Raw genomic sequence first — 22,265 nt, forward strand, 5'->3', positions numbered from 1 at the left:
CGGCGACGGCGGCGGTCCGGCGCTCACCCGGACGGGCCGTCGCACCGGGACGGGCGGGTCGGGTCGCGCTAGCCTGAGGTGCCCGATTCATCCGCTATAGGACGATTCCATTCCTGCTGGAGGTGGCACGTGGGCGTTCCCGCGGCGCGGATCGTGTTCGACGAGGACGACCGGACGGCGGTCGCGGAAGCGGTCACCGACATCCTGTCCACCGGGATGCTCACCCTGGGCCCCTGGACGGAGCGCTTCGAACAGGCCTTCGCCACCGAGCACGGCGCCTCGCACGCCGTCGCCGTCTCCTCCGGGACGGCCGCCCTCGAAGTGGTGCTGCGCACGCTCGGGGTCCGCGACCGCGACGTCGTCGTCCCGGCGGTGACCTTCTACGCGACCGCCGGCGCCGTGCTGCACGCGGGCGGCCGTCCCGTGCTGGCGGACGTCGAGGCGTCCACCTTCGCCCTCAGCGCGGCCACCGTGGAGGCCGCGCTCACCCCCACGACGGCGGCCGTGGTGCTGGTGCACGTCGGCGGGATGATCACGCCCGAGGTCGACGCCGTCCGCCGCCTCTGCGACGAGCGCGGCATCGCCCTGGTCGAGGACGCTGCGCACGCCCACGGCAGCAGCTACGGCGGCCGCGCGGCCGGCACCTTCGGACTGGCCGGCGCCTTCTCGTTCTACCCGACCAAGGTCGTCACCAGCGGCGAGGGCGGCATGATCCTCACCGAGTCCGCGGACCTGCGCGACGAGGCCCGGATCCACCGGGACCAGGGCAAGGGCTCCTTCTCCACCAACCACCACATCCGGTTCGGCGGGTCCTGGCGGCTGAGCGAGCTGAACGCCGCCGTCGGCACCGTCCACCTGCGACGCCTCAAGGAGTTCGTCGAGAACCGCCGCCGGGTCGCCCGGCGGTACGACACCGCGCTGGCCGCGCTCGACGGGCTGCAGCCGCTCACCGAGCCGGCCGGCTGCCGCGGCAACTACTACAAGTACGTCCTGCTGCTGCCGCCCGGCACCGACCGGGCGCGGTTCAAGCGCGAGGCGGCCGAGGACTTCGGCGTCCGCCTCGCCGGCGAGGTCTACGACCTGCCGCTGCACGAACAGCCCGTGCTCGCCCCCTACCGCGGCGGCCCGCTGCCGGTCGCCGAGGACGTCTGCGCCCGTCACGTCTGCCTGCCGGTGCACACCGACATGACCGAGGACGAGATCGACCAGGTGATCGAGGCCGTCTCCCGGGTCCACCGCCGACTGGCGGGTTGACCCGGGCCGACGCGGTGCGACCGGGGGGCGGGGCCAGGGGCGGGACGGACCGGACCAAGGAGAAGGAATGCGCGTAGCAGTGACCGGCGGGTGCGGGTTCATCGGCTCCCACGTGGTGGACCGGCTGCTGGCGGCCGGGCACGAAGTGCTCGCGGTGGACACCACCGAGCGGTACCTCAACCCGGGCGCCGAACACGCCCACGTCGACATCCTCGACGCCGCCGCCCTGACCTCCGTCCTGGACGGCACCGAGGTGGTGTTCCACCTCGCCGCGATGGCCGACGTGGAACAGGTCACCGCCGATCCCGTCCGGGCCGTGCGGCTCAACATCGACGGCACCGCGACCGTCCTGGAGGCCGCCCGGCGCTGCGGCCTGAGCCGCACCGTGCTGGCCAGCACCGTCTGGGTGTACGGCGCCGCCCTCGCCGAGGCCGACCTCGACGGGGACGAGCTCGACGAGCACGTCCCCGTCGAACTGGAGCGCAGCGGCCACCTGTACGTGGCCAGCAAGCTCGCCTCGGAGATGCTCGTCCACAGCTACCGCGAGCTCTACGGCAGCCACTTCACGATCCTGCGGTACGGCATCCCGTACGGGCCGCGGATGCGGGACGAGCTGGTCGTCGCCCGCTTCGTGCAGGCGGCCCTGAACGGGACACCGATCACCATCGCGGGCGACGGCCGACAGACCCGCAACTTCGTCTACGTCGAGGACCTCGCGGACGCCCACGTGCGGGCGCTCTCCCCCGCGGCGCAGGACCAGACCCTCGCACTGGAGGGCTCCACCGCCATCTCCGTCCGCGAGATCGCCGACACCGTGGACGGTCTGCTCGGCCCGGTCCACATCGAGCACATCCCGGCCCGCACCGCCGACTACCCGGTTCGCCGGATCTCCTCGGCCCGGGCCAAGCGGCTGCTCGGCTGGACCCCGCGCACCAGCTTCACCGACGGGGTCGGCCGCTACGCCGACTGGTACCGGGCGCAGGAGCCGCCGCCCGCCACGCCCCCGGCCACCGGTGACGGCCCGGCGGGTCGCGGCGCCGTCGGATAGCGCCGTGCCGCACGCGCTACTCGTCTCCGGATCACTCGGCCAGGGCCACGACGTGATGGCCCTGGCCTGCGCCGACTCCCTGCGCGCCCGGGGCTGGACCACCCGCACGGTCGACGCGATGGCCCTGCTGGGGCACAGCGCCGGCCCGGCCGGTGAGGCGGTCTTCCGGCGCATGCTCGACCTGCCGGGGCTCTACGACGCCTTCCACTTCGCCGCGCTGCGCCCGGGCGCCCGGCTCGCCCTGCTCGCCGACGGCGCGGCCGGACGACGGCTCGTCCCCCGGCTGCGCGACCTGCTCGACCGGGAGCGGCCCGACCTGGTGGTCTCGGTGTTCGCGACCGCCACCTCCGCGGTGAACCGGCTGCGCCGGGACCGCCCCGGCCTGCGCCACCTGGTGCTCTGCACCGACGTCACCCCGCACCGGCTGTGGGTGCAGGAGGAGACGGACCTGTTCCTGGTCACCTCGCAGGTCGCGGCCTGCGCGGTCCGCCGCTACCGGCCCGAGGCACCGGTCGCGGTGGTGCCCGCGCCGCTCCGCGAGGCCTTCTACCGGCCGCCCACCCGCGCCGCCGCCCGCGCCGAGCTCGGCGTGCCGCAGGAAGGCCCCTGCGTGCTGCTGATGTCCGGGTCCTGGGGACTCGGGCCGCTCGCCCGGACGGCCGACTCGCTGGCCGCGGCCGGCCCGCACGTGCTGGCCGTGGCCGGCCGCAACACCGGTCTGGAGGAACGGCTGCGCGCCGTTCAGGCCCGGCAGCCGCGGGTGCACACCTTCGGCCACACCGACCGCGTGCCCACCCTGATGGCGGCCGCCGACCTGGTGGTGACCAGCTCGGGCGACACCTGCAGCGAGGCGCGCGCGCTGGGGCGGCGGCTGCTGCTGCTCGACGTGGTCCAGGGGCACGGGCGGGACAACCTCCAGCACGAGCTGGAGCTCGGCCACGCCGACGTGGTGTCCGCCCGCCCCCGGGAGGTGGTGCGCAGCGCGCTCGCCGCGCTCGGCCGCGAGGCACCGGCCCCGTCCGCGGGTGCCTCCCCCGGCGCCTGGCAGTCGGCCTTCTCGGAGGTGCTCGACCGGGTCGGTCTGGCGGGCGTCGCCGGGTAGCCGCGGGCGCCGCCGGACCCGGCCCGGCTACCGGGCGGTCACCGCAGGCGGCAGGCCGTGGTCGCGCAACGGGCCGAGGGCCAGCCCGAGCTCGCGGCAGCGCTCCGCGACGGCCGGCAGGGCGCCGAGGGCCGAACGCCACGCCCCGGGGGCCGAGGTGCAGTCCGCGTCGTGCAGCAGGAGGGTCGCGCCGCCCCGCAGGCCGGGGCGCAGCGTGCGCCGTACGGAGGCCGGGGTGGCGTCGGCGGTCCAGTCCCGGCCCCAGGCGGTCCACAGCACGGTGCGCAGGCCGAGGCGGCGGGCGGAGAGGGCCAGTCCGGTGGTCAGCACCCCGTACGGCGGCCGGTACCACAGTGGCCGGGCGCCGCAGGCGGCGGTGATCGCCTCGGTGGCCCGGCGCAGCTCCCGCAGGTCGCGCCCGGGCGCCGGGTACCACTGGGTGCGGTGGTGCCACCCGTGCAGGCCGACCTCGTGGCCGCGCGCGACCAGGTCGCGGCCGAGGGCGGGTGAGCGTTCCAGCATGCTGCCGAGCAGGAAGAAGGTGGCCCGCACGCCGAGCGCGTCCAGCGCGTCCAGGAAGCGCGGCGTGCTCTCCGGGTCGGGCCCGTCGTCGAAGGTCAGCGCCACGTGCCCGGCCGCGCCGCGGCCCGCGACGGCCGGCGCCGCGTACCGGCGCACCACCGCCAGCCGGCTCACGGCCGGGGCCAGGTGCAGCAGTTGGACGCCCGCCACCGCCGCCCCGGCCCATCCGGCCGCCCGCGCCGGGCCCATCAGCCGAACCTGGCGGCCAGCTGCCGGAACAGCTCGGGCGCGGCACCGTGCAGTCGCGCGGGCATCGCGAGCCAGCTCGGGGCGAACAGCTTGTCCCGGTGGCCGGTCAGCGCCCGCAGGACGTCGTCGGCGATCCGCTCGGGCGACACCGGCCGCGGGTGCTCGCGGTGGAACGGGGTGCCGCGGCGGGCGAAGAACGGGGTGTCCACCGCGCCCGGCAGGACGATGCGCACCCCGACGCCGGTGCCGCGCAGCTCGTACCAGAGGCTCTCGGCGAACAGGGCCAGCCCGCCCTTGGCCGCCGCGTAGCCGGCCTCGCCCCCGACGCCGACCTGGCCGGCCATCGATCCGAGCAGGACGATCCGCCCGCGCCGGCGCTCCAGCATGCCCGGCAGCAGCAGCCTGGCCAGCCGCAGCGGGGCCGCCAGATCGACCTCGACGATCCGGTCGAGCACGTCCTGCGGCATCGCGGCGAACGGTCCGCGCCAGCCGACACCCGCGCTGGCCACCAGCGCGTCGACGCGCCCGGCCACGGCGAGGGCCCGTTCGGCGAGCCGCTGCGCCCCGCCGGGGACGGCCAGGTCCTCGGCTAGGGCGTGGCCGCCGGTGCGGGCGGCGGTCTCCGCCAGCCGGCGGGGGTCGGTGCCGGACACCAGCGGGTACCAGCCGGCCCGGGCGAGCCTGGCCGCCGTCGCCGCGCCGATGCCGGAGGACGCCCCGGTGATCAGCACGACGGGACGGTGGCGACCGCCGGCCGTGGGCCGGGGGGCCGGGGCCTGCGGCAGGTCGAGCGGGACGTCGATCGGGAGACCGGGCGGGAGGTCGGTCGGGGCCGGCGGTCGCGCACTGTTGTCGTCCATGCTCACCTGTCCGCTGAATGGGGGACGGACCCGGCGGAGGCCGACGGCTCCTCCCCCTCGGTCCGGTCGGCCGGGGGGTCGGCCTGCGGTCCTTCGTGTTCCTGCGGCGCCGCCTCGACCTCACCGAACCGGGCTAGAAGAAACGTTCCGCCGACCGCGATGGCGAAGCCCGCCACCGCCGACCAGGCGAACCCCGGCCGGGCCCGGTCACCCAGGGCCAGCGCGCCCACCAGCGCGGGCCCGAAGGTCTCGGCGACCGTCCCCGCGGCGGTCGCGGCGGTCACCGTCCCGCGTTGCAGGGCCAGCGCGTAGGCCAGGTACCCGCCGAGCCCGCCCAGGGCGAGCGCGTACGCGGCGGGGTCGGTCAGCAGCGACACCGGGTCGGCGGCGTCGATGACCCGGACGGCGAGGCTGGTGATGCCGAAGCCGACGCCGGCCAGCAGACCGAGACCCGCCGCCACCGCGTTGCCGCCGCGGCGCGCCAGCACGACGGTCAGCAGCAGCATCAGCACCGCGGTGGCGAGCAGCGCGACGTGGAAGGCGGTGCCCGCGTACTCGCGGCCCTCCCGGCCCGAGCCGACCGCGACCAGCGTCAGGCCGACGACGACCGCGAGGATCGCGGCGATGTCGGTGCGGCCCAGCCGGGCGCCGAGCAGCCAGACCGCGGCCACCGCGGTGATCGCCAGGCTGGCGTTGGTCACCGCCTGGACGGCGAACAGCGGCAGGCTGCGCAGGGCGACGACGCTGAGCGCGAACCCGACGATGTCCAGGCCCGTACCGAGCAGGAACTGCCATGAACGGGCCAGGGCCGCCAGCAGTCCCACGCGCACCCCGTCGGCCCGGGGCGCCGACCGGGCTCCGCGCGCCTGGAAGACGCACGCGAAGCCGAAGCAGACGGTCGCGACGAGCGCGGTGGTGAGCCCGAGCAGCATGGTGGCGGACGCCCTTCGCGGATCGGGTGCGGTGCTCCCGGTGGCATCCCGGTCGCGCCGCACGGCCCGGCCGCCCGTACCGCCGGCGGCGTTCACCACCAGTCTGGGCCCGCCACTGCCGCGCCGCAGCCGCCGGGGCCGGGCGCGGGCGCCGGGCGCGGCTCGGGACGCACCCGCCGCCGCCCGGCCGTGCGGGTGACCCGGCGCCGGGAGGGCCACCGGCGGGCGCGCCCGCCGAACGGGTTGCGGCGCGGGGCGCGCGGGTGCGGCGTGCGGGTGCGGCTTGCGGTCGCGACCCGTGCGGGGGCAGGATCGACCGGTGTTCCAGCTGCTGCCCGGAGTCGGCGTCGAACTGCCCCACGGTGCGGGCACCCTGACCTTCGGCGCGGACGAACCCGCCACGGCCACGATCCTCGCCCGGCTCGGCCCCGGCGGACCGGCCGACGCCGTCCCGGCGGACTGCGCCTGGAGCCGTACCGCCCGTTGGGGCGACGTCACGGTGACGGCGCGGGCCGGGAGCACCGCGGACGGGCTGCACGCCGTCGTCCTGAGCCGCACGCCGTCCGCGGCCTCGCGACCGGGCGGCACACCGGTCGTCCTCGACGACGTCGACCTGCTCGGCTACCCCGTCCGGGAGGTCCTGGCGGCCGTGGGCTCGGCGGCGGCGCCGGGGCTGCGGATCCGGCCCGCGCACGGCGACGGGTACGCGGTGTCGGTCGCCCTGCACGCGGGCCCGCCGCCGACGCCCGAGGGCCGCCGCTCCCGGGCGGCGGCGCGGGCCGCCGAGGTCGGGGCGGCGCTGGCCGGCTACGAGCCGCTGTGGACGACCGAACGCGACCGCTGGCAGCTCCAGGCGACCGGCGACGGCCACCTGCCCGTCCGCCGGGGCGACCCGGGGACGACGCTGCTGATCTGCCACGACGATCTCGCCCGGCGGGTGGCCGAGGCCATGCTGGCGGCCGGGGTCGAGGTCCTCCCGGAGCGGTCCTGAGCCGGCGGCGTCACCCTCGGGCGTGCGCCGCCTGCCGTCGGGTCAGGAGCGCCGCGATCCGCAGGCACCAGTCCCGGTGCTCCCGTTCGAAGGACAGGCCGCGCAGGCAGGTGAGGTAGCCGCCGATCCGCTCGCCGCGGAGCAGGAACTCGTCCTCCTCCGCGTCGCCGCGCAGCTGCCGCAGCAGGGTGCCGAGCAGCTCGATCTTCGCGTCGGCCGCGGCCGCCCGCTCCTCCAGCTGGGTGATCACCGCGGCGGTGCCGATGCGGTCGGCGCTCTGGACCTTGACGAGCAGGTCGTCGCGGATGAAGGAGGGTTTCGGCGCGGCCGAGGCGAACGCCTCCAGTTCGGCGCGGCCGGCCTCGGTGACCTGGAACAGGCGCTTGTTGGGCCGGGACTCCTGCACCACCTCCCGGCCCTCGACCAGCCCCTCCCGTTCCAGCTTCGCCAGCTCGGCGTAGAGCTGCTGCGGGAGGGCGTGCCAGAAGTTGGCGACGCCGATGTCGAACGCCTTCGCCAGCTGGTAGCCGCTGTACTCGCCGTCGAGCAGTGCCGCCAGCACCGCGTGCCGCAAGGCCATCGCAGCCGCCCCTTCCCTTTCCTCGCCCGTCCCTGCATCATACTCAAGAAAATGACTAGTCAGATTTTTGAGTAGGGGAGGAACCACCCACCATGGACACCGCCGCACGTTTCCGCGCCGCCGTCGAGAAGCGCGACCTCGACGCCCTGGACGAGCTGTTCACCGACGACATCCGGCTCTTCAGCCCGGTGAAGTTCCGGCCGTTCGAGGGGAAGGCCATGGTGCTCGGGCTCTTCGGCGTCCTGCTGCGGACCTTCGACGACCTCCGCTACGTCGGACACTTCGAGGGCACGGCGGAGACCGGCACGGACGGGCAGGAGGCCCCCTCGGTGGTCCTGCCGTTCCGGGCCACCGTGCGGGGCACCCAGATCCACGGCATCGACCTGCTCCAGTTCGACGGGAGCGGCCGGGTCAAGGAGTTCACCGTGATGGTCCGCCCGCAGTCCGCCGTGCACGCGCTCGGTCAGGCCGTCCTCGAAGGCCTGGTCGCCGACGGGCTCGTCCCGGACCCGGCCGCCGCCGGGTAGTGCCGGAAGCCCGCCGCACCGCCGCCCGCGCTACACCGCCCGGCGGTAGAACCACACGCCGAGCGGCGCGAACACGGCGATGATCCCGACGTCCCAGGCGAGCGCCTCCCAGACCACCTCGGTGGCCGGCCCGCCCAGGACCAGCACCCGGACGGCCTCGGCGGTCTTCGAGACCGGCTGGTGGTTGGCGAACGCCTGGAGCCAACCGGGCATGGTCTCCACCGGCACGAACGCCGAGGAGGCGAAGACCAGCGGCGCGAGGACGGGGAAGGCGGCGGCCTGCGCGGTCTCCGGGTCGCCGACGGCCATCCCCACCACCGCGAAGATCCACGACATCGCGAAGCCGAACGCCAGCACCAGCAGCACCCCGCCCAGGAAGGCGGGCACCCCGGCGTGGATCCGGAAGCCCAGCGCGAAGCCGACAGCCGTCATCAGGGCCACCACGAAGACGTTCCGGGCGAGGTCCGCCATGGTGCGTCCGGAGAGCACCGCCGACCGCGCCATCGGCAACGAGCGGAACCGTTCCATCAGGCCGGTCTGCATGTCGGTCGCCAGGCCGATCGCGGTGTTCATCGACCCGAAGACCGCGGTCTGCACGAAGATGCCGGGGATCAGGAAGTCGACGTAGGTGACACCGGGCGGCAGGGCCGGGCCGACCACCCCGCCGAAGACGTACCGGAACATCAGCACGAAGACCAGCGGCTGGATGGTGGAGAAGACCAGCAGCCGCGGGACGCGGCGCAGGGCGATCAGGTTGCGCCAGGCGACCGCGAGGCCGTCCCGGACGGGCGCGGCGATCCGGGTGCCGAGGTGCCCGGCGTCGATGACGGTCATGGCGCGCCTCCGGGGTCGTCGGCTCCGCCGGCCGGTCCCGTGCCGGTGGCGGTGGAGGCGGAGGCGGCGGAGGCGGAGGCGGCGGTGCCGGTGCGGTGCCCGGTCAGGGCCAGGAAGACGTCGTCCAGGCTGGATTCGCGGACGGTGACCGTCCGCGGCACGAGACCGGCCGACTCCAGCGAGTGCAGGACGTCGAGCAGCAGCCGGGACCCGTCCCGGGAGGCCAGCCGGAGCAGGGCACCCTCCTGCTCGGCGGCCTCCGCGGTGCTTCCGGCGATGACGGCGGCCGCCCGCCCGGCCCGGGCGTCATCGCCCATGCCCAGCTCGATCACGGTGTTGCCCAGCCGCGCCTTGAGGGCGGCGGGGGTGTCGTCGGCGATGATCCGGCCGTCGTTCACCACCACGACCCGGGCCGCGAGCCGGTCCGCCTCCTCCAGGTACTGGGTGGTGAGCAGGACGGTGGTGCCGTCGCCGACCAGTTCGCGGATCAGCTGCCACAGGGCGGTCCGGCTCTGCGGGTCGAGGCCGGTGGTGGGCTCGTCCAGGAAGAGCACGGGCGGCTCGGGGACGAGCGCCGCGGCGATGTCCAGCCGTCGCCGCATGCCGCCGGAGTACGTCCGGACCGGGCGGTCACCGGCCTCCGCCAGGTCGAACCGGTCCAGCAGCTCGCCCGCCCGCGGGCGGATCCGGGCCCCGGGCAGCTGGGTGAGGCGGCCGATCAGCCGAAGGTTCTCCCGGCCGGTGAGGTTCGGGTCCACGGCCGCGTACTGGCCGGCCAGCCCGATCAGCCGGCGGACGGTGGCGGCCTCCCGGACCACGTCGTGACCGAGGACCGCCGCGTGGCCGCCGCTCGGGCGCAGGATCGTGGTCAGGATGCGGATCGCCGTCGTCTTGCCCGCGCCGTTCGGACCGAGCAGCCCGAAGATCGTCCCCGGCCGGACCTCGAAGTCCACCCCGTCCAGGGCGGTCACCGACCCGTACCGCTTGCTGAGACCGACGACGCTGATGGCTGCCTGTCCCATCGGCTGTCCTCACCTGTCCTCGACCTGTCCTCGACGTGACCCGCCCGCGACACGATCCGTCGGCGACGCGACGGTCCCGCGCCCGCCCGGCCGTCCAGGAACCGGGGTGACCGGGCCGGCCGAAGTGGCCGGGGTGACCGGGCCGGGCCACCTTCCATCGTCCTCCGATCTAAGCTGTCCGCATGCCTACGCGTGCCCCACTGGACGGGACGGCGGCCGACGGAGCCGCACCGCACGCCGACGCCCTGGCGGCGATCGAGGACCTGCTGGCCGGCCGGGATGTCGCGGTGCTGAGCGGCGCGGGGCTCTCCACGGAGTCGGGGATCCCCGACTACCGCGGCGCGACCGGCAGCCTGCGGCGGCACACCCCGATGACGTACCAGGAGTTCGTCGCGAGCGAGGAGGGCCGGCGCCGCTACTGGGCGCGCAGCCACGTGGGGTGGCGGGCCATCGCCCGGGCGGAGCCCAACGCCGGGCACCGCGCCGTCGAGGCGCTGCGCCGGTCCGGCCACGTGTCGGCCGTGATCACCCAGAACGTCGACGGGCTGCACCGCGCCGCCGGCACACTCGACGCCGTGGAGCTGCACGGGGGCCTCGACCGGGTGATCTGCCTGGAGTGCCGGCGCACCAGCTCGCGCGCGGAGCTCGACCTGCGCCTGCACGCCCTCAACGGCGCCTTGCGGGACACCGGTGCGCGGGTCAATCCGGACGGGGACGTCGAACTGCCGCAGGAGCTGGTGGACGGCTTCCGCATCGCGCCGTGCGAGGCCTGCGGCGCCGTCCTCAAACCCGACGTGGTCTTCTTCGGCGAGAGCGTGCCCAAACCCCGGGTCCAGCAGTGCTACGACCTGGTCGACGAGGCCCGCGCGCTGCTGGTCCTCGGCTCGTCGCTGACGGTCATGTCGGGCCTGCGCTTCGTCCGGCACGCGGCACGAGCCGGAAAGCCGGTCGCCATCGTCAACCAGGGCGCGACCCGCGGGGACGAGTACGCGGCGGTCCGGGTCGCCCGTCCGCTCGGGGCGGCGCTCACCTCCCTCGCGGAACGGCTGACCGGCGGGGCGTCCGCACGCTGACGGCCCAGGCCCAGGCGGCCCGATCGCCCGGCCCCCGATCAGCCGTGTCGACAACGCTCGTGGTCAGTCCACCTGGCCGGCTGCGACCGGCCGGTAGGTGCACACGTTCACGCCGGTGCCGCTGGTGACGGTGGAGACCAGTTCGAGGGTGCGCAGCGCGCCGTCCTCGGGGAAGATCCGCTTTCCGCCGCCGAGCAGCACCGGCATGACGACCAGGCGGAGTTCGTCGACCAGGCCCTCGGCGAGCAGCGTGCGCACGAGGGTGGGGCTGCCCATCACCAGCAGGTCGCCGCCGGGGGCCTCGCGCAGCTCGCCGATCCGGGCGACGGCGTCGTCCCCGGCGATGAGGGTGGTGTTCTCCCAGGTCAGCGCGGTGTCGCAGAGCGTCCGGGAGACGACGTGCTTCGGGATGGCGTTCATCCGGTCGGCGAACGGATCGCCGGCCCGCTCGGGCCACGCCGCAGCCATCGTCTGCCAGGTGCGGCGTCCGAACAGCAGTGCCTCCGCCCTGCCCAGCGCCTCGTCGAACGCGCCGCCCACCACCTCCGGGTCGAAGAAGGGGTGCGACCAGCCGCCGTGGGCGAACCCGCCGTCGGTGTCCTCCTCGGGACCGCCGGGCGCCTGCACGACACCGTCAAGGCTCATGAACTCGCTGACCACGATACGCACGGGCTTCGCTCCTCGATCTGGCACCGGGTGGTGCTGCGCGGCGAGTGGTGCTGCGCTGCGGGTGGTGTTGTGGAGAACATAGGGCCCCGCACCGACAGAACGGGTGAACCTCGGCCGGCGGCAGCACGGCTGACGGGTCGTACGGCGACGAGGGCGGCCCCGCCGGACGCGTGCGGACCTCGGAGCTGGCGCGGAGGCGGCCCGGACGGGCAAGGTAGTGGTCATGTCCGAACGCCGCGACCGCCGTCGCCTGCACGCCCGAGCCCGCGCCCTCGGGGTTTCCGTCGAGCGCGTCCCCCGCCGCGGCACACCCGAGGGCCGCCGGGCCAGGCCCTTCGCGGTTCCGCTGACCGGCCCCGTCACCCCGCCGGCGCGCGACACCCCGTACTGGCCGCGTACCGAGGCACCGGACCGGTACGAGCCGGCTGAGGCCCTGGTGGCGGCTCGGCCCCGGACCGCGTCCTGCTGCGAGGTGGTGCTCACCCGGGAGGTCATGGACGGCGGGACGGTGGTCATGCTCAGCTCCCACACCGCGCTGTGCCCGGTCTGGTCCGTGCCGCGCTGAGCACCCCGCACCGCGCCGTCACGCTGTCGGTCCCGTGCACCAGAATGCCGCCATGGCGACGGCAGAGGGCGGATCGGCACTGGAACAGCTGAGTGCGATGCTCGGAGAGCCCACATGCTGGGGCTGGGCCCGGCCGGCGGTCTGGGAGGCCAGTGAACGGCACCTCGGGCGCCGGCTCCCGGTCGACTACAAGGCGTTCCTCGACCTGTACGGCTCCGGCACGGTCGACGGCTACCTCACGATCGACCGCCCGGCGGACGACTCCGGGTCCGCGATGGAGAGCCACTGGGGCCCGGCTCCCGCGCTGCCGTCCTGGTACGCCGACATCGCCGACGAGCCCTGGGACTTCCAGGAGTCGGACGTCGACGCGGGCGCCCTGCTGATGTGGGGCGGCGACGAGGAGGGCGGCCGGTACTTCTTCCTCGCCGTCGAGGAGGACCCCTCGCAGTGGCGGATCGTGGTCAACAGCGAGGCCGGCGAGTGGTTCGAGACGGCCGGTACGTTCACCGAGTTCCTGCTGCGCTGCTTCCGCCGGGTCGACCGCCCCGCCTTCATGCACGGCGGCTGGCCGGGCCCGGGCGCACGCCACGAGCCCTTGGCCTGACCCGCCGGGCCGACCCCGGCGCCGGGGGACGGGGCACGCCGTGGCAGGCTTGGCCGCCCGTCACGACGAAGGATCCGCACCATGACCGACCCCGGCAGCGACAGCAACGGCGACAGTGGCGGCGCCTGGGACAGCGGGTGGGACGCCGGCCGGCGGAGTACGGCCGGTTCCCGGCGCCGGGAACCGATGAGGTGGCCGTCGAGCGGGGGCGGCTGGCTGTTCGTGGCGGCCCTGGTGGTCCTGTTGCTCGTCGCGGCGCTCGCCGTCGGCTGATGCGGGCCCGGACGTGCCGGCGACGGGTTGCTCCGCACACGGAGAGTGCTCGTCGGCCCGCCGCACACAGGGTGGGCGGTGAGGGTGCTCACACGCCCCCGCAGGCCTACGATCCCCGGTAGTTGATCGCCCGGGTCGGGCCGCCGACGGCATGCCACCCCGCCTGCCGCGAAGACCGGGATCGGACCGGATCCGCGGGCACAACCGGGCCGCGAGGCCGGAAGACCGTGAAATTTTGACCGAAATGCCCGATTTTTAGAGGTTTAGATCGCCGCCGGCCCCTCCCGAAGCGGTCGCCCGAGCCGGGCGAAAATCGATGTCCACTACGATCGCCCGTCGTATCAGGACCCCTTGGCCACGGGCGATTCCGCCGCTAACAATGGCGAAGTCGTCAGACGCCGCAGCAACCTGTCAGGCCGCGGCGCCCGTTCAGGCCCTCGCTCCATGAGGTGCCCCACGCCCCGCTCCGCCCCCTCGGCCACCATCCGGCCGACGGTCGCGGCGGCCGGGAGCGTAGCCAACCGATTGAGGCAATTCCTTCATGCGAATCTTCTCCACCCGTCTGCGCGCCTCGGCCGCGCTCCTCGCGTCCGCCGCCGGTGTCGCAGCCCTCGGCAGCGCCGTCGCCCCCACCCTCGCGTCCGCCGCCACCCCCGCCTACTCGCCCGCCTCGGTGCAGGCGATCGCCGCGCAGATCGTGCCCGCCAACCAGCTGGCCTCGTTCAACCAGATCGTCGCGCACGAGAGCAGCTGGAACGTCACGGCCACCAACGCCTCCTCCGGTGCCTACGGCCTGGTCCAGGCGCTGCCCGCCTCCAAGATGGCCTCGGCCGGCGCGGACTGGAAGACCAACCCCGCGACCCAGATCAAGTGGGGCCTGAACTACATGAACGAGCGGTACGGCAGCCCGAACGCCGCCTGGGCGTTCTGGCAGACCCACCACTGGTACTGATCGAACCGTTCCAGCGGTGACCCGAAGGGCCCGGTGCGCGACAGCGCGCCGGGCCCTTCGGGCGTTCCCGAACTCCCGTCGAGGTTGCCGCCACCGAGAAATGAGTGATTGACTACTCACACATCGAGAGATGAGTGACCGACCACTCAGCAGTCCCGGCCGCCCAAGGAGATCCGCCATGCCCCGCCCCTCCGCGCCCGTCGTCGTCCGGCGCTCCACCACCGTCGACGCCCCGCTCACCCGGGTCTGGACACTGCACACCAACATCGCGGCATGGCCGATCTGGCATCCGGACGTCGAGCGGGCCGAGCTCGCCGGGCCGCTGTCGCGCGGCTCCTCCTTCCGCTGGCTGACCCACGGCCTCGACATCACCTCCACCGTGCTCGAACTGGTGCCGTACCGGCGGATCGTCTGGGGCGGGCCGGCGCAGGGCATCGACGGCATCCACGTATGGACCTTCGAGCAGGTCGACGGAGCCGTCCGGGTGCACACCGAGGAATCCCGGAGCGACGCCCCCGTCGACATCCGGCCGGAGCGGCTCCGGGCGGCCCTCGACTCGTCCCTGGAACGCTGGCTGCGATACCTCCGCGCCACGGCCGAGCGCCGCCCGTAGTCCGCACCGCCGCCCGCGGCCCGCAGCCTGCAGCCGGGTCGCGACCGCCGCCCGGGACCCCGGCCGTTCGGGTGACGGCGTTTTGCCTGCGCGGACGCCTGGGGTCGAGAGTGAGCGCGTACTGACGGACCATCACGAGAGGACGCCGATGCGACGCCTTGCCCTCACCGCCGCGGCCCTGGCCGGCCCCTGCCTGCTCACCCTGGCCGCTCCCGGCCCGGCCGACGCCGCGACCGGGACACTCACCCTGAACGGCCGCACCGTCACGGATCCGGGCGGTTGCTACCGCGACCTCACCGCACCCCTCACCCTCCAGAACCACACCGGCGCCACGGCGTACATCTACCCGACCGCGGACTGCACCGGGCCCTCCCACCCCGCACCGGCGGGGCAGTCGGTCAGCTCGACCACCGGCCACAGCGTCCGCATCTGACCCCGCCCCGCCCCGGCTCCCGCAGCCGTCGCCGGAGTCCGCACCCTCACCTGCACGGCCGCCCGGCTGCGCCGCGCTGCCACGCCGGACCCGTCCTACCGGTGGTGACGGCGGCGCCCGACCCCGACCCGGCCCGGCCGCACGGACCAGGACACCTCGGGCGCCGGGCCGGCCGGCTCCGGGACCGGTACGTCCCGGGGATCCTCCCGGGGACGGTCGTAGCAGGGCCAGGAGCACCCACCGTACGGGGTCCACGGCACCGTACGGCCGCAACCGGTGCAGGTCATCATGGGGACTGCGGACGGCTCGGACATCGCCACCACTCCCAGCGTCGTCGCTCGCTCCTACCACCGTACGACCGGCACGCCGGGCCAGTGGCCGCCGCGCACGGCAATCCGGGCGGCCGGCCCGGCGTCCTGAGGCGATGTCACCGACGGTCACGCCCACCGGCCACAACCGGGGAAACCGTGACTCCCCGTCACCGGTGACTCAGCCGGTCACCGCCAACTCGGCGACCACCGCGCGGTGGTCCGATCCGTGGACGGTGTGCTCGGAGACGTCGACGCCGGTCAGCGCGCCGCCGTGCAGCACGTGGTCGATCTGGATGATCGGCGGGAGGTACGGGAAGTCCGCGTTGTGCTCCGGCCAGGTCGGAGAGCCGCCCCGGCCGAGCTCCGCGTGGGTGTCGGTCAGGCCGGTGTCGAGCAGGGCGCGCATCGGCGCGTGGTCGAGGGTGGCGTTGAAGTCGCCCATCAGCACCGAGTCACGGGTGTCCGCGCGGGCCGCGGCCTCCAGCCCCTCGAAGCCGTCGGCCCACTTGCGGGCGTTTCCGAGCGGGTAGTAGGTGTGGACGGCCACCAGGCGGACCCGGTGCCCCGCCACGGTGACCTGCGCGCCCACCTGACCCCGCGCCGCCGCCGGGTCCGAGGCGTCGAGCCGGGTCAACGGCAGCCGCGAGTACAGCGCGGTGTCGTTGTTGTTCGGCTGCTCCCGGTACGGCATCAGCTCACCGATCCCGGCCTCGTCGAGCCGGCGCGCCGCGCCGGGGCTGAGCTCCTCCACGGCGAGCACGTCCACCCGCTGCTCCCGGACCAGCCGGACCAACGCGGCCGCGTCGACCTGTCCCAGGTAGGCGTTGCTGGTGGCGACCCGCAGCCGTGGGGCGGCGGCGGGCACGGAAGCGCCGTCCGGGACGAAGCGCGGCCCGACCAGCGCCAGCAGGACGGCCGCCAGCAGACCGGCCGCGGCAGCCGTGCGCCAGGAGCGCAGCGCCAGCAGGGCGGCCAGCACGACCAGGGTGGCCAGGGTCGCGTAGGGCAGGGTCGACATCGGCATCGCCAGCACCGTGCCGTCGTCCCAGCCGGCGAGCCGGGTCAGGAGCAGCACCGCCGGCCCCACCAGGGCGAGGCAGCAGACCACCACCGCCGCCGTGCGCAGCACGCTGCGACGACGCCGCCGCCCGGCGGGCGCGTCACTGTCCGTCACCACTGCCGTCGTCACCTCGGCCATGCCGCTCCCCCGCATCCCACCGTGTCACACTGTGTCGCGCCCCGCGCAGGTGATCATCCCCCGGCGCCTCCGGCTGGAGACGCCGACCGCGGGCCCGCCGGTTCCGCCGGGGCCGCGGAGCCGCGCGTCAGGCCAGGGACCGGTGCATCGCCAGCCGCGGCCACCGGTCGAGGCCGTGGGCGGCCTCCCGGTCACGGATCTCCCGCAGGCCCGGGCCGAGCGCGGAGTCCTCGATCGGGCGGAACCCGCAGCGCGCGTAGTAGGGCGCGTTCCACGGGACCTCGGCGAAGGTGGTGAGGGTCAGGGCCGGGACGCCCTCGCCCGCGGCGTGCCCGGCGAGGTGGTCCAGGAGCGTGCGGCCGATGCCCCGGCGGGCACTGTCGCGGTGGACCGAGACCTGTTCGACGTGGAGGTTGCCGTCGACCCGGTCGGCGAGCAGGTAGGCCACCGGTACGTCCGCCGGGTCCGTCGCGACCCAGGCCAGGCCGGCCCGCCGGTAGCGGGCCAGTTCGTCGAGCGGGAGCGGCTCGTCGTCGGCGATCTCGGGCATGCCGACCTCGTGGAAGCACTGCCCGGCGGCCCGTTCGATGTCCTGGAGCAGGGGCAGCTCGGCGGTGCGGACGGCGCGTACGGTCATCGGGCCATGGTCTCCCGGCGGGCCGTTCGGGGCAGCCGGTTTTCCGTCGGCCGGGGGTGGTTCGCGGGCGTGGCGCGGGCGGGCGGGACGCGGTGCGGGGGAGAGTGGTGCCCGGTCGGGTTCGGTGGCTGACGGAAGGTGCCGGGGATGGACAGGTCCGAGGTGGCGGCGCAGCTCGCCGATCCGGTCGCGCAGCGGCTGCTGGCCTCCTGCCGGCTGACCCGGCTGGCGTACACGGGCCGGGACGGCGCGCCGCGGGTCGTGCCGATCGGGTACACGTGGACGGGTACGCACTTCGTGCTGTGCACCGTCCCAGGGTCGGCGAAGGTGGCGGCGCTGACCGCGGATCCGCGGGTGGCGCTGACCGTCGACACCGACGTCTTCCCGCCGAACGTGCTGCTGGTGCGGGGCACCGCGGCCCTGGAGACCGTCGAGGGCGTACCGGAGGAGTTCCTGGACGCCAGCCGGCGCTACCTGGATCCCGAGGCGTTCCCGGCCTGGGAGGCGGAGGTGCGCCGGCTGTACGAGTCCATGACCCGGATCACCGTCACCCCCTCCTGGGCGAAGGTGCTGGACTTCGAGACCCGGATCCCCTCCGCCGTGCAGGAGTTGGCGGACCGCAGGCAGCGGTAGGCGGCCGGTTCCCCCGTGGCGAGGGCCGGTCAATACTCCGGAGAATGGGAACCGGCCGGGCCGGCCGGGGTGTCGACGAGGCGGCGGATGCGGGCCAGGGGCGCGAGCGCGTACCCGACCGCGATCCGGTTGGAGACCTCGGTCAGTTGCCGGGCCACCGTGCCCAACGTCCGGTCGGGGTGGGTCAGTCGGGCTTCGACCAGGCGCAGGGCGAGCGGGATCCTGCCGCAGACGGTGAGCAGGCGCTGCGCGGCCTGGGAGGCGGATCCGGTGGGTGGGGGGTTCGGCACCAGCCAGGCGAACTCGGCCAAGGCCGCGTCGAACTCCGGCCCGGAACACACCGGTTGAGGCCTGCCGACGGCGGTAGCGGGCGGCGCGGGGGCGGCAGGCGGCGCGGGGGCGGGCGGGTCCCCCGGTGAGGATGCTCCGGTAGGCGTCACGGACGGCCGTCCCGGGTTCGATCCCGAGTTCGTCGACCAGGGTCCGGCGCAGCGCGTGGTGGGCTGCCAGGGCGTCGGCCGTCCGACCGGCCGCGTGCAGGGCGAGCATCAGCTGCCGGTGGAAGCCCTCCCGCAGGGGGTGTTCGTCCGTGAGGACGGTGAGCTCGGCGACCAGGCCGGTCCGGCGGCCGGAGTTCAGCAGCGCGTCGAGGCGCCACTCCCGGAGCTGGAGGTGCATCTCCCGGGCGTGCACGGCCTGCGGGGCGTCGGCGAGCGGGGGCAGGTCGGCGAAGGGTTCGCCGCGCCAGAGCGCGAGTGCGCCGTCGGCCTCGCGCTCGACGGCGGACCAGTCCGCGCGCAGGTGCGCCCGGCGGGCGCGTTCCAGGTGCCGTGCCAGCTGGTCGGTGTCCAACTCGCCCGGGTGGACGGTGAGGAGGTACCCGAGCTCGGTGGAGCGCAGCCGGGCCGTGCCCTGGGGGGCCGAGGGCCTGCCGCAGGCGGGCGACGAGGTTGTGCAGGGCGGAGCCGGCCGCCCGCGGGGGCCGTTCCCCCCACAGTGCGGCGCGCAGGCGTTCACCCGGCACGGCCCGGTTGGCGTTCAGCAGCAGGACGGCCGGCAGCAGCCGTACCTTCGGGCCGGTCACCGGCTGCGGCAGGTCGTCGGACTCGACCTCCAGCGGGCCGAGCAGTGCGAACCGCATCCCCGTCGTCCCCCGGTTCCGAACCCGTGGCGGGCCTGACGGCCGCTCACCGATGGTGCTGTGCGCTGCATGGTGGCCAGTGTGATCCGCGGGTGAGCGCACCGGGGCACAGTCGGGCCGGGCCCGCCCGGGCCGATCCGGAACACCCGCCCGGCAGGGGAGACACGCATGCCCGCTCCGACCGCAGCGACCCGCGGTGACGACACCGTCTGGACCAGGTCCGCCCGCCGGCACCCCGTCGGCGCCAGGTCCGCCGTGCCGCGGGGGTGCGCCGGGGACTGCCGGTGTCGCGGACGGCCTGGCGGTGCGGGGCCGTTCGGTGGTGCATGCTCGCGTCATGACTGAACTCCGTGCGACATCGGCCGACGGCACCCTCGTCACCGCGCTGGACGACGGCTCCGGGCCGGCCCTGCTGCTCGTCCACGGCGGCGGCGAGGACCCCGGCTCGTGGGACGGCGTGACCGCGGCACTGGTCGAGGACTTCCGCGTCGTCAGGATCAACCGCCGGATCTACGCGGACGGCGCGCCGGCCGCGGGGGCGGCGCACTCGTGCGCGGTCGAGGCCGCCGACGTCCTGGCGGTCGCCGCCGCCCTCGGGCAGCCGGCCCTCCTGGTCGGGCACTCCTCGGGGGCGATCGCCGCACTGGAGGCCGCGCTGGTCGACCCGTCGGCGTTCCGCGGCCTGTTCCTGTACGAGCCGCCGGTGCCGTCCAGGTCGCAGGTCGGCGGGGTGGCCGCGGTGCGGGCGACCGCCGCGCTGGAGGCGGGCGATGCGACCGGGGCGGTGCGCATCCAGCTCCGTGACATCGTCGGGCTGCCGGCCGCGCAGGTCGAGACGCTGCTCCGGGATCCCGGCACGCGGCGTCTGCTGACCCGGCGGGCGGCGGCGCAGGCGGCGGACATCCGGGCGCTCGACGCGCTGGGCGTCGGGACCGGGCGCTTCACCGGTCTGCGGCTGCCGGCCACCCTGCTGGAGGGCGGGCAGAGCCCGGCCCACCTGCGGGAACGGCTCGCCGACCTGGCCGCGGCACTGCCAGACGCCCAGGTGGTCACGCTGCCGGGGTGCGGCCACACCGCACACCGGTCCGCGCCGCGGACCGTGGCGCGGAAGATCCGGGAAGCCGCCGTGGCCGTCCTGGGGCTGCCCGGCGGCCCGGGCGGCGACGGTCGCGGCGAGGGTCAGGGGGTGTCGCCGGCCCAGTCCCAGCGCCTCGGATCGGCGGGCCGGGGCGCGTAGTGGGCCCGGCCGCCCGGTCCGTGGGCGCCGATCTCGGTGGGCAGGGCCGCGCCGGTGCGCAGTTGCTCGTCGCTCCAGCCGGTGACGTCCAGCAGCAGCCCGTCCAGCGGGCCCGCCACCAGCTCGCGGTAGCGGCGCCCGGGGCGCGGGCCGGGATCGGGATCGTCGTGGTCCGCTCCGTACACCCGGCCCCTCATCAGCGCGTCGTCCATACCGGCAGCATTCCAGCCCGCACTGACACCGGCGCCCGTCGGGCCCGGCCGGTACGCCCGCGCGGGTGCCCGCCCGGCGGGGTACCGTCGCGCGCGGTCCGCGGGGCGGTTACCTGGGGTCATGAGATTCTTCGTGATGGTCCAGGGCTCCCAGCGCGACTACGACGCCATGCGCGGGACGGCGTCGCCCGGCCTGCCGGCGTGGTCACGGGACGACGTCGAGGCGATGTTCGCCTTCATGGGGGCCGTCAACGACGAGCTGACCGCGTCGGGGGAGCTGGTGGACGCGCAGGGGCTGACCGACCCGGCGCAGGCCCGGGCGGTCATCCTCGGGCCGGACGGGGAGCCGGTGGTGACCGACGCGCCGTACAGCGCGGGCGAGGTGCTGATGGCGGGGTACTGGGTGCTCGACTGCGCAGGCCTCGACCGGGTGACGGAGATCGCCACCCGGGTCACGCGGTGCCCGGTGCCGGACGGCAGCCCGCCGCGCGCGGTGGTCGTGCGGCCGATCGGGGACGGGTCCGAGATCTGACGGTCCGTCGGGCTGCTCTTGATCTTGGGCTAGTTTAACTCTAAACTACTCAAGCGAGGCCCGCCGGGCCCCCGAGAAGGAGCAGGAGACGTGATGACCACCAGCGTGCTGGACAATCCGGACCGGTCCCGGTTCGAGGTCCTCGACGACGGCGAGCTCGCCGGGTTCGCCGAGTACCACCGCTCGGAGGGCGAGATCGCCTTCATCCACACCGAGATCGACGCCCGCTTCGAGGGCCGGGGCCTGGCCGGGCAGCTCGCCCGGACCGCCCTCGACTCCGCCCGGGAGCAGGGCCTGGCCGTCCTCCCCTACTGCCCGTTCATCCGCGGCTGGCTGGGCAAGCACCCCGAGTACACCGAGCTGGTGCCGGGAGCCCGGCGGGCCAGCTTCGGCCTGTAGGCCCACCGGCCCCACCCGACGCCCCAGCTCGGTACGGACAGCCCGGCACGGCACGGACAGCCAGGACGGAAACCACGACATGGACCACACCACCACCGCGGCACCGGAGTTCGTCAGGTCGGCCGCCGCGGTCGCCACCAGCACCGGCGACGACTACCGCGTGGAGATCCGCGCGGGCCGCCACCCGCTGGCCGCCGACGAACCCGAGTCGGCCGGCGGCGCAGACACCGCACCCACCCCGATAGGCCTGCTGCTCTCCGCACTCGGCTCCTGCACCGCCATCACGCTGCGAATGTACGCCCGTCGCAAGGACTGGCCACTGGAGACCGTCCGGGTGCACCTCGGGTACGAGAAGGGCGACGGCACCGCCCGGATCACCCGCCGCATCGACCTGCTGGGCGATCTGGACGACGCCCAGCGCGCCCGCCTGCTGGACATCGCCGACCGGACCCCGGTCACCCGGGCCGTCGGCGGCGGCACCCCGATCGTGCCGGCCGCCCCGCACCGGACGCCCACCCGCCCCGCGCCCGCCGGGACGGAGGCCGCCGACCATGAGTGACCCCCGCCTCCCCTCCCCGGCCGCCCTCCGCGGCGGACGCCGGGACGTCACGGCCGGACCCGTCCGGGAACTGCTGGCACCGCGCGAGACCGCGCTCGGCGGCAGCACCGTCGTGCGGCGGTTGCTGCCGAACCTGGGCCGCCGGATGGTCGGGGCCTGGTGCTTCGTCGACCACTACGGCCCGGACGACATCGCGGACGAACCCGGTATGCAGGTCCCACCCCACCCCCACATGGGCCTGCAGACCGTCAGCTGGCTCCACCAGGGCGAAGTCCTCCACCGCGACAGCCTCGGCACCCTCCA

The 22,265-nt window shown here is 75.2% G+C and carries 29 protein-coding genes and 1 pseudogene; 18 read left to right on the plus strand and 12 right to left on the minus strand.

Translation table 11 applies throughout. The features are described 5' to 3' along the window. The first annotated feature begins 129 nt into the window (after positions 1-129). The 3 genes from ACIOFR_RS29465 to ACIOFR_RS29475 all read left to right on the plus strand — a co-directional run bounded on the left by ACIOFR_RS29465 (position 130) and on the right by ACIOFR_RS29475 (position 3,404). The gene (locus ACIOFR_RS29465; RefSeq protein WP_401002254.1) at positions 130-1,254 is read left to right on the plus strand and encodes a DegT/DnrJ/EryC1/StrS family aminotransferase; all 1,125 of its coding nucleotides are present in this window, start codon (positions 130-132) and stop codon (positions 1,252-1,254) included. 67 nt (positions 1,255-1,321) lie between these two features. Then, the gene (locus ACIOFR_RS29470; protein ID WP_401002255.1) at positions 1,322-2,302 is read left to right on the plus strand and encodes an NAD-dependent epimerase/dehydratase family protein; all 981 of its coding nucleotides are present in this window, start codon (positions 1,322-1,324) and stop codon (positions 2,300-2,302) included. A 4-nt stretch (positions 2,303-2,306) separates the two neighbouring features. Then, complete coding sequence (locus tag ACIOFR_RS29475) at positions 2,307-3,404, plus strand: hypothetical protein (protein ID WP_401002256.1); 1,098 nt, start codon at positions 2,307-2,309, stop codon at positions 3,402-3,404. A 27-nt stretch (positions 3,405-3,431) separates the two neighbouring features. On the opposite strand, the gene ACIOFR_RS29480 is transcribed toward ACIOFR_RS29475, so the two are convergent. The 3 genes from ACIOFR_RS29480 to ACIOFR_RS29490 are packed head-to-tail and all read right to left on the minus strand — an operon-like array spanning position 3,432 to position 5,967. After that, complete coding sequence (locus ACIOFR_RS29480; RefSeq protein WP_401002257.1) at positions 3,432-4,175, minus strand: polysaccharide deacetylase family protein; 744 nt, start codon at positions 4,173-4,175, stop codon at positions 3,432-3,434. Further along, positions 4,175-5,035, minus strand: coding sequence for an SDR family NAD(P)-dependent oxidoreductase (locus ACIOFR_RS29485; protein ID WP_401002258.1), 861 nt, complete (start codon positions 5,033-5,035; stop codon positions 4,175-4,177). Before ACIOFR_RS29485 ends, ACIOFR_RS29480 begins: the two co-directional genes overlap by 1 nt. A 2-nt stretch (positions 5,036-5,037) precedes the next feature. Next, positions 5,038-5,967 carry a hypothetical protein gene (locus tag ACIOFR_RS29490; protein WP_401002259.1) on the minus strand — a complete coding sequence of 310 codons (930 nt, stop codon included), beginning with the start codon at positions 5,965-5,967 and terminating at the stop codon, positions 5,038-5,040. Positions 5,968-6,286: 319 nt separating this feature from the next. Between ACIOFR_RS29490 and ACIOFR_RS29495 the strand changes: the two genes are divergently transcribed. Beyond that, positions 6,287-6,958, plus strand: a complete 672-nt coding sequence (locus ACIOFR_RS29495; protein WP_401002260.1) for a hypothetical protein — start codon at positions 6,287-6,289, stop codon at positions 6,956-6,958. Positions 6,959-6,968: 10 nt separating this feature from the next. Here ACIOFR_RS29495 and ACIOFR_RS29500 read toward each other — a convergent pair whose 3' ends face one another. Continuing rightward, complete coding sequence (locus ACIOFR_RS29500) at positions 6,969-7,538, minus strand: PadR family transcriptional regulator (protein ID WP_401002261.1); 570 nt, start codon at positions 7,536-7,538, stop codon at positions 6,969-6,971. 92 nt (positions 7,539-7,630) lie between these two features. Here ACIOFR_RS29500 and ACIOFR_RS29505 point away from each other — a divergent pair, with 92 nt between their 5' ends. Continuing rightward, complete coding sequence (locus ACIOFR_RS29505; RefSeq protein ID WP_401002262.1) at positions 7,631-8,065, plus strand: nuclear transport factor 2 family protein; 435 nt, start codon at positions 7,631-7,633, stop codon at positions 8,063-8,065. A gap of 30 nt (positions 8,066-8,095) precedes the next feature. Here the strand turns inward: ACIOFR_RS29505 and ACIOFR_RS29510 are convergent, their stop codons facing one another. Then, positions 8,096-8,899: an ABC transporter permease gene (locus ACIOFR_RS29510; RefSeq protein ID WP_401002263.1), complete on the minus strand. Its 804-nt coding sequence runs from the start codon at positions 8,897-8,899 to the stop codon at positions 8,096-8,098. Beyond that, a complete protein-coding gene (locus ACIOFR_RS29515; protein ID WP_401002264.1) occupies positions 8,896-9,921 on the minus strand; it encodes an ATP-binding cassette domain-containing protein in 1,026 nt (341 codons plus the stop codon). Before ACIOFR_RS29515 ends, ACIOFR_RS29510 begins: the two co-directional genes overlap by 4 nt. Positions 9,922-10,103: 182 nt before the next feature. On the opposite strand from ACIOFR_RS29515, the gene ACIOFR_RS29520 reads away from it, so the two are divergent. Beyond that, on the plus strand, positions 10,104-10,994 hold the full coding sequence (locus ACIOFR_RS29520) for an NAD-dependent protein deacetylase (protein WP_401002265.1): 891 nt from the start codon (positions 10,104-10,106) through the stop codon (positions 10,992-10,994). A 63-nt stretch (positions 10,995-11,057) separates the two neighbouring features. On the opposite strand, the gene ACIOFR_RS29525 is transcribed toward ACIOFR_RS29520, so the two are convergent. Further along, complete coding sequence (locus tag ACIOFR_RS29525) at positions 11,058-11,663, minus strand: dihydrofolate reductase family protein (RefSeq protein WP_401002266.1); 606 nt, start codon at positions 11,661-11,663, stop codon at positions 11,058-11,060. 223 nt (positions 11,664-11,886) lie between these two features. Between ACIOFR_RS29525 and ACIOFR_RS29530 the strand changes: the two genes are divergently transcribed. The 6 genes from ACIOFR_RS29530 to ACIOFR_RS29555 all read left to right on the plus strand — a co-directional run bounded on the left by ACIOFR_RS29530 (position 11,887) and on the right by ACIOFR_RS29555 (position 15,103). Continuing rightward, positions 11,887-12,228 carry a hypothetical protein gene (locus tag ACIOFR_RS29530; RefSeq protein WP_401002267.1) on the plus strand — a complete coding sequence of 114 codons (342 nt, stop codon included), beginning with the start codon at positions 11,887-11,889 and terminating at the stop codon, positions 12,226-12,228. A gap of 52 nt (positions 12,229-12,280) precedes the next feature. Next, on the plus strand, positions 12,281-12,832 hold the full coding sequence (locus ACIOFR_RS29535) for an SMI1/KNR4 family protein (protein ID WP_401002268.1): 552 nt from the start codon (positions 12,281-12,283) through the stop codon (positions 12,830-12,832). Positions 12,833-12,913: 81 nt separating this feature from the next. Next, the gene (locus tag ACIOFR_RS29540) at positions 12,914-13,105 is read left to right on the plus strand and encodes a hypothetical protein (RefSeq protein ID WP_401002269.1); all 192 of its coding nucleotides are present in this window, start codon (positions 12,914-12,916) and stop codon (positions 13,103-13,105) included. Between the two features lie 541 nt (positions 13,106-13,646). Further along, positions 13,647-14,057: a transglycosylase SLT domain-containing protein gene (locus ACIOFR_RS29545; protein ID WP_401002270.1), complete on the plus strand. Its 411-nt coding sequence runs from the start codon at positions 13,647-13,649 to the stop codon at positions 14,055-14,057. A gap of 178 nt (positions 14,058-14,235) precedes the next feature. Beyond that, a complete protein-coding gene (locus ACIOFR_RS29550; RefSeq protein ID WP_401002271.1) occupies positions 14,236-14,670 on the plus strand; it encodes an SRPBCC family protein in 435 nt (144 codons plus the stop codon). A 148-nt stretch (positions 14,671-14,818) separates the two neighbouring features. Beyond that, positions 14,819-15,103 (plus strand): hypothetical protein, encoded by a 285-nt coding sequence (locus tag ACIOFR_RS29555; RefSeq protein ID WP_401002272.1) that lies wholly within the window; start codon positions 14,819-14,821, stop codon positions 15,101-15,103. A 489-nt stretch (positions 15,104-15,592) separates the two neighbouring features. Here the strand turns inward: ACIOFR_RS29555 and ACIOFR_RS29560 are convergent, their stop codons facing one another. Both ACIOFR_RS29560 and ACIOFR_RS29565 read right to left on the minus strand, forming a co-directional pair. Next, positions 15,593-16,612 (minus strand): endonuclease/exonuclease/phosphatase family protein, encoded by a 1,020-nt coding sequence (locus tag ACIOFR_RS29560; RefSeq protein ID WP_401002273.1) that lies wholly within the window; start codon positions 16,610-16,612, stop codon positions 15,593-15,595. A gap of 127 nt (positions 16,613-16,739) precedes the next feature. Next, the gene (locus ACIOFR_RS29565) at positions 16,740-17,249 is read right to left on the minus strand and encodes a GNAT family N-acetyltransferase (RefSeq protein WP_401002285.1); all 510 of its coding nucleotides are present in this window, start codon (positions 17,247-17,249) and stop codon (positions 16,740-16,742) included. 147 nt (positions 17,250-17,396) lie between these two features. Between ACIOFR_RS29565 and ACIOFR_RS29570 the strand changes: the two genes are divergently transcribed. Next, entirely contained in the window at positions 17,397-17,882 is a 486-nt protein-coding gene (locus ACIOFR_RS29570) for a pyridoxamine 5'-phosphate oxidase family protein (RefSeq protein ID WP_401002274.1), read from the plus strand. A gap of 29 nt (positions 17,883-17,911) precedes the next feature. Here ACIOFR_RS29570 and ACIOFR_RS29575 read toward each other — a convergent pair whose 3' ends face one another. After that, positions 17,912-18,193: a hypothetical protein gene (locus ACIOFR_RS29575; protein WP_401002275.1), complete on the minus strand. Its 282-nt coding sequence runs from the start codon at positions 18,191-18,193 to the stop codon at positions 17,912-17,914. Positions 18,194-18,311: 118 nt separating this feature from the next. Next, positions 18,312-18,899: pseudogene (locus ACIOFR_RS29580) on the minus strand (BTAD domain-containing putative transcriptional regulator); the annotation flags it as partial. A 461-nt stretch (positions 18,900-19,360) separates the two neighbouring features. Here ACIOFR_RS29580 and ACIOFR_RS29585 point away from each other — a divergent pair. Further along, positions 19,361-20,260: an alpha/beta fold hydrolase gene (locus tag ACIOFR_RS29585; protein WP_401002276.1), complete on the plus strand. Its 900-nt coding sequence runs from the start codon at positions 19,361-19,363 to the stop codon at positions 20,258-20,260. Here ACIOFR_RS29585 and ACIOFR_RS29590 read toward each other — a convergent pair. Continuing rightward, positions 20,203-20,472: a hypothetical protein gene (locus ACIOFR_RS29590; protein ID WP_401002277.1), complete on the minus strand. Its 270-nt coding sequence runs from the start codon at positions 20,470-20,472 to the stop codon at positions 20,203-20,205. The genes ACIOFR_RS29585 and ACIOFR_RS29590 overlap by 58 nt on opposite strands. Positions 20,473-20,593: 121 nt before the next feature. Here ACIOFR_RS29590 and ACIOFR_RS29595 point away from each other — a divergent pair, with 121 nt between their 5' ends. The 4 genes from ACIOFR_RS29595 to ACIOFR_RS29610 form a co-directional block, all read left to right on the plus strand. Further along, positions 20,594-21,004, plus strand: a complete 411-nt coding sequence (locus tag ACIOFR_RS29595) for a YciI family protein (RefSeq protein WP_401002278.1) — start codon at positions 20,594-20,596, stop codon at positions 21,002-21,004. 93 nt (positions 21,005-21,097) lie between these two features. Further along, positions 21,098-21,403 (plus strand): GNAT family N-acetyltransferase, encoded by a 306-nt coding sequence (locus ACIOFR_RS29600; protein WP_401002279.1) that lies wholly within the window; start codon positions 21,098-21,100, stop codon positions 21,401-21,403. Between the two features lie 79 nt (positions 21,404-21,482). Further along, positions 21,483-21,962, plus strand: coding sequence for an OsmC family protein (locus ACIOFR_RS29605; protein ID WP_401002280.1), 480 nt, complete (start codon positions 21,483-21,485; stop codon positions 21,960-21,962). Next, positions 21,955-22,265 (plus strand): pirin family protein (locus tag ACIOFR_RS29610; RefSeq protein ID WP_401002281.1); only part of this gene is annotated, 311 nt, incomplete at its 3' end. The genes ACIOFR_RS29605 and ACIOFR_RS29610, both read left to right, overlap by 8 nt.

Source organism: Kitasatospora sp. NPDC088346 (assembly GCF_044740765.1).
GTDB lineage: Bacteria > Actinomycetota > Actinomycetes > Streptomycetales > Streptomycetaceae > Kitasatospora.

Excerpts from the sequence above, each read along its gene's own strand:
- ACIOFR_RS29540 (WP_401002269.1), top strand. The coding sequence starts at position 12,914 with ATGACCGACCCCGGCAGCGACAGCAACGGCGACAGTGGCGGCGCCTGG.
- ACIOFR_RS29585 (WP_401002276.1), top strand. The coding sequence starts at position 19,361 with ATGACTGAACTCCGTGCGACATCGGCCGACGGCACCCTCGTCACCGCG.
- ACIOFR_RS29485 (WP_401002258.1), bottom strand. The coding sequence starts at position 5,035 with ATGGACGACAACAGTGCGCGACCGCCGGCCCCGACCGACCTCCCGCCC.
- ACIOFR_RS29470 (WP_401002255.1), top strand. The coding sequence starts at position 1,322 with ATGCGCGTAGCAGTGACCGGCGGGTGCGGGTTCATCGGCTCCCACGTG.
- ACIOFR_RS29555 (WP_401002272.1), top strand. The coding sequence starts at position 14,819 with ATGCGACGCCTTGCCCTCACCGCCGCGGCCCTGGCCGGCCCCTGCCTG.
- ACIOFR_RS29590 (WP_401002277.1), bottom strand. The coding sequence starts at position 20,472 with ATGGACGACGCGCTGATGAGGGGCCGGGTGTACGGAGCGGACCACGAC.
- ACIOFR_RS29560 (WP_401002273.1), bottom strand. The coding sequence starts at position 16,612 with ATGGCCGAGGTGACGACGGCAGTGGTGACGGACAGTGACGCGCCCGCC.
- ACIOFR_RS29600 (WP_401002279.1), top strand. The coding sequence starts at position 21,098 with ATGACCACCAGCGTGCTGGACAATCCGGACCGGTCCCGGTTCGAGGTC.
- ACIOFR_RS29595 (WP_401002278.1), top strand. The coding sequence starts at position 20,594 with ATGAGATTCTTCGTGATGGTCCAGGGCTCCCAGCGCGACTACGACGCC.
- ACIOFR_RS29490 (WP_401002259.1), bottom strand. The coding sequence starts at position 5,967 with ATGCTGCTCGGGCTCACCACCGCGCTCGTCGCGACCGTCTGCTTCGGC.
- ACIOFR_RS29545 (WP_401002270.1), top strand. The coding sequence starts at position 13,647 with ATGCGAATCTTCTCCACCCGTCTGCGCGCCTCGGCCGCGCTCCTCGCG.
- ACIOFR_RS29500 (WP_401002261.1), bottom strand. The coding sequence starts at position 7,538 with ATGGCCTTGCGGCACGCGGTGCTGGCGGCACTGCTCGACGGCGAGTAC.
- ACIOFR_RS29520 (WP_401002265.1), top strand. The coding sequence starts at position 10,104 with ATGCCTACGCGTGCCCCACTGGACGGGACGGCGGCCGACGGAGCCGCA.
- ACIOFR_RS29480 (WP_401002257.1), bottom strand. The coding sequence starts at position 4,175 with ATGGGCCCGGCGCGGGCGGCCGGATGGGCCGGGGCGGCGGTGGCGGGC.
- ACIOFR_RS29605 (WP_401002280.1), top strand. The coding sequence starts at position 21,483 with ATGGACCACACCACCACCGCGGCACCGGAGTTCGTCAGGTCGGCCGCC.
- ACIOFR_RS29535 (WP_401002268.1), top strand. The coding sequence starts at position 12,281 with ATGGCGACGGCAGAGGGCGGATCGGCACTGGAACAGCTGAGTGCGATG.
- ACIOFR_RS29570 (WP_401002274.1), top strand. The coding sequence starts at position 17,397 with ATGGACAGGTCCGAGGTGGCGGCGCAGCTCGCCGATCCGGTCGCGCAG.
- ACIOFR_RS29505 (WP_401002262.1), top strand. The coding sequence starts at position 7,631 with ATGGACACCGCCGCACGTTTCCGCGCCGCCGTCGAGAAGCGCGACCTC.
- ACIOFR_RS29565 (WP_401002285.1), bottom strand. The coding sequence starts at position 17,249 with ATGACCGTACGCGCCGTCCGCACCGCCGAGCTGCCCCTGCTCCAGGAC.
- ACIOFR_RS29550 (WP_401002271.1), top strand. The coding sequence starts at position 14,236 with ATGCCCCGCCCCTCCGCGCCCGTCGTCGTCCGGCGCTCCACCACCGTC.
- ACIOFR_RS29530 (WP_401002267.1), top strand. The coding sequence starts at position 11,887 with ATGTCCGAACGCCGCGACCGCCGTCGCCTGCACGCCCGAGCCCGCGCC.
- ACIOFR_RS29510 (WP_401002263.1), bottom strand. The coding sequence starts at position 8,899 with ATGACCGTCATCGACGCCGGGCACCTCGGCACCCGGATCGCCGCGCCC.
- ACIOFR_RS29515 (WP_401002264.1), bottom strand. The coding sequence starts at position 9,921 with ATGGGACAGGCAGCCATCAGCGTCGTCGGTCTCAGCAAGCGGTACGGG.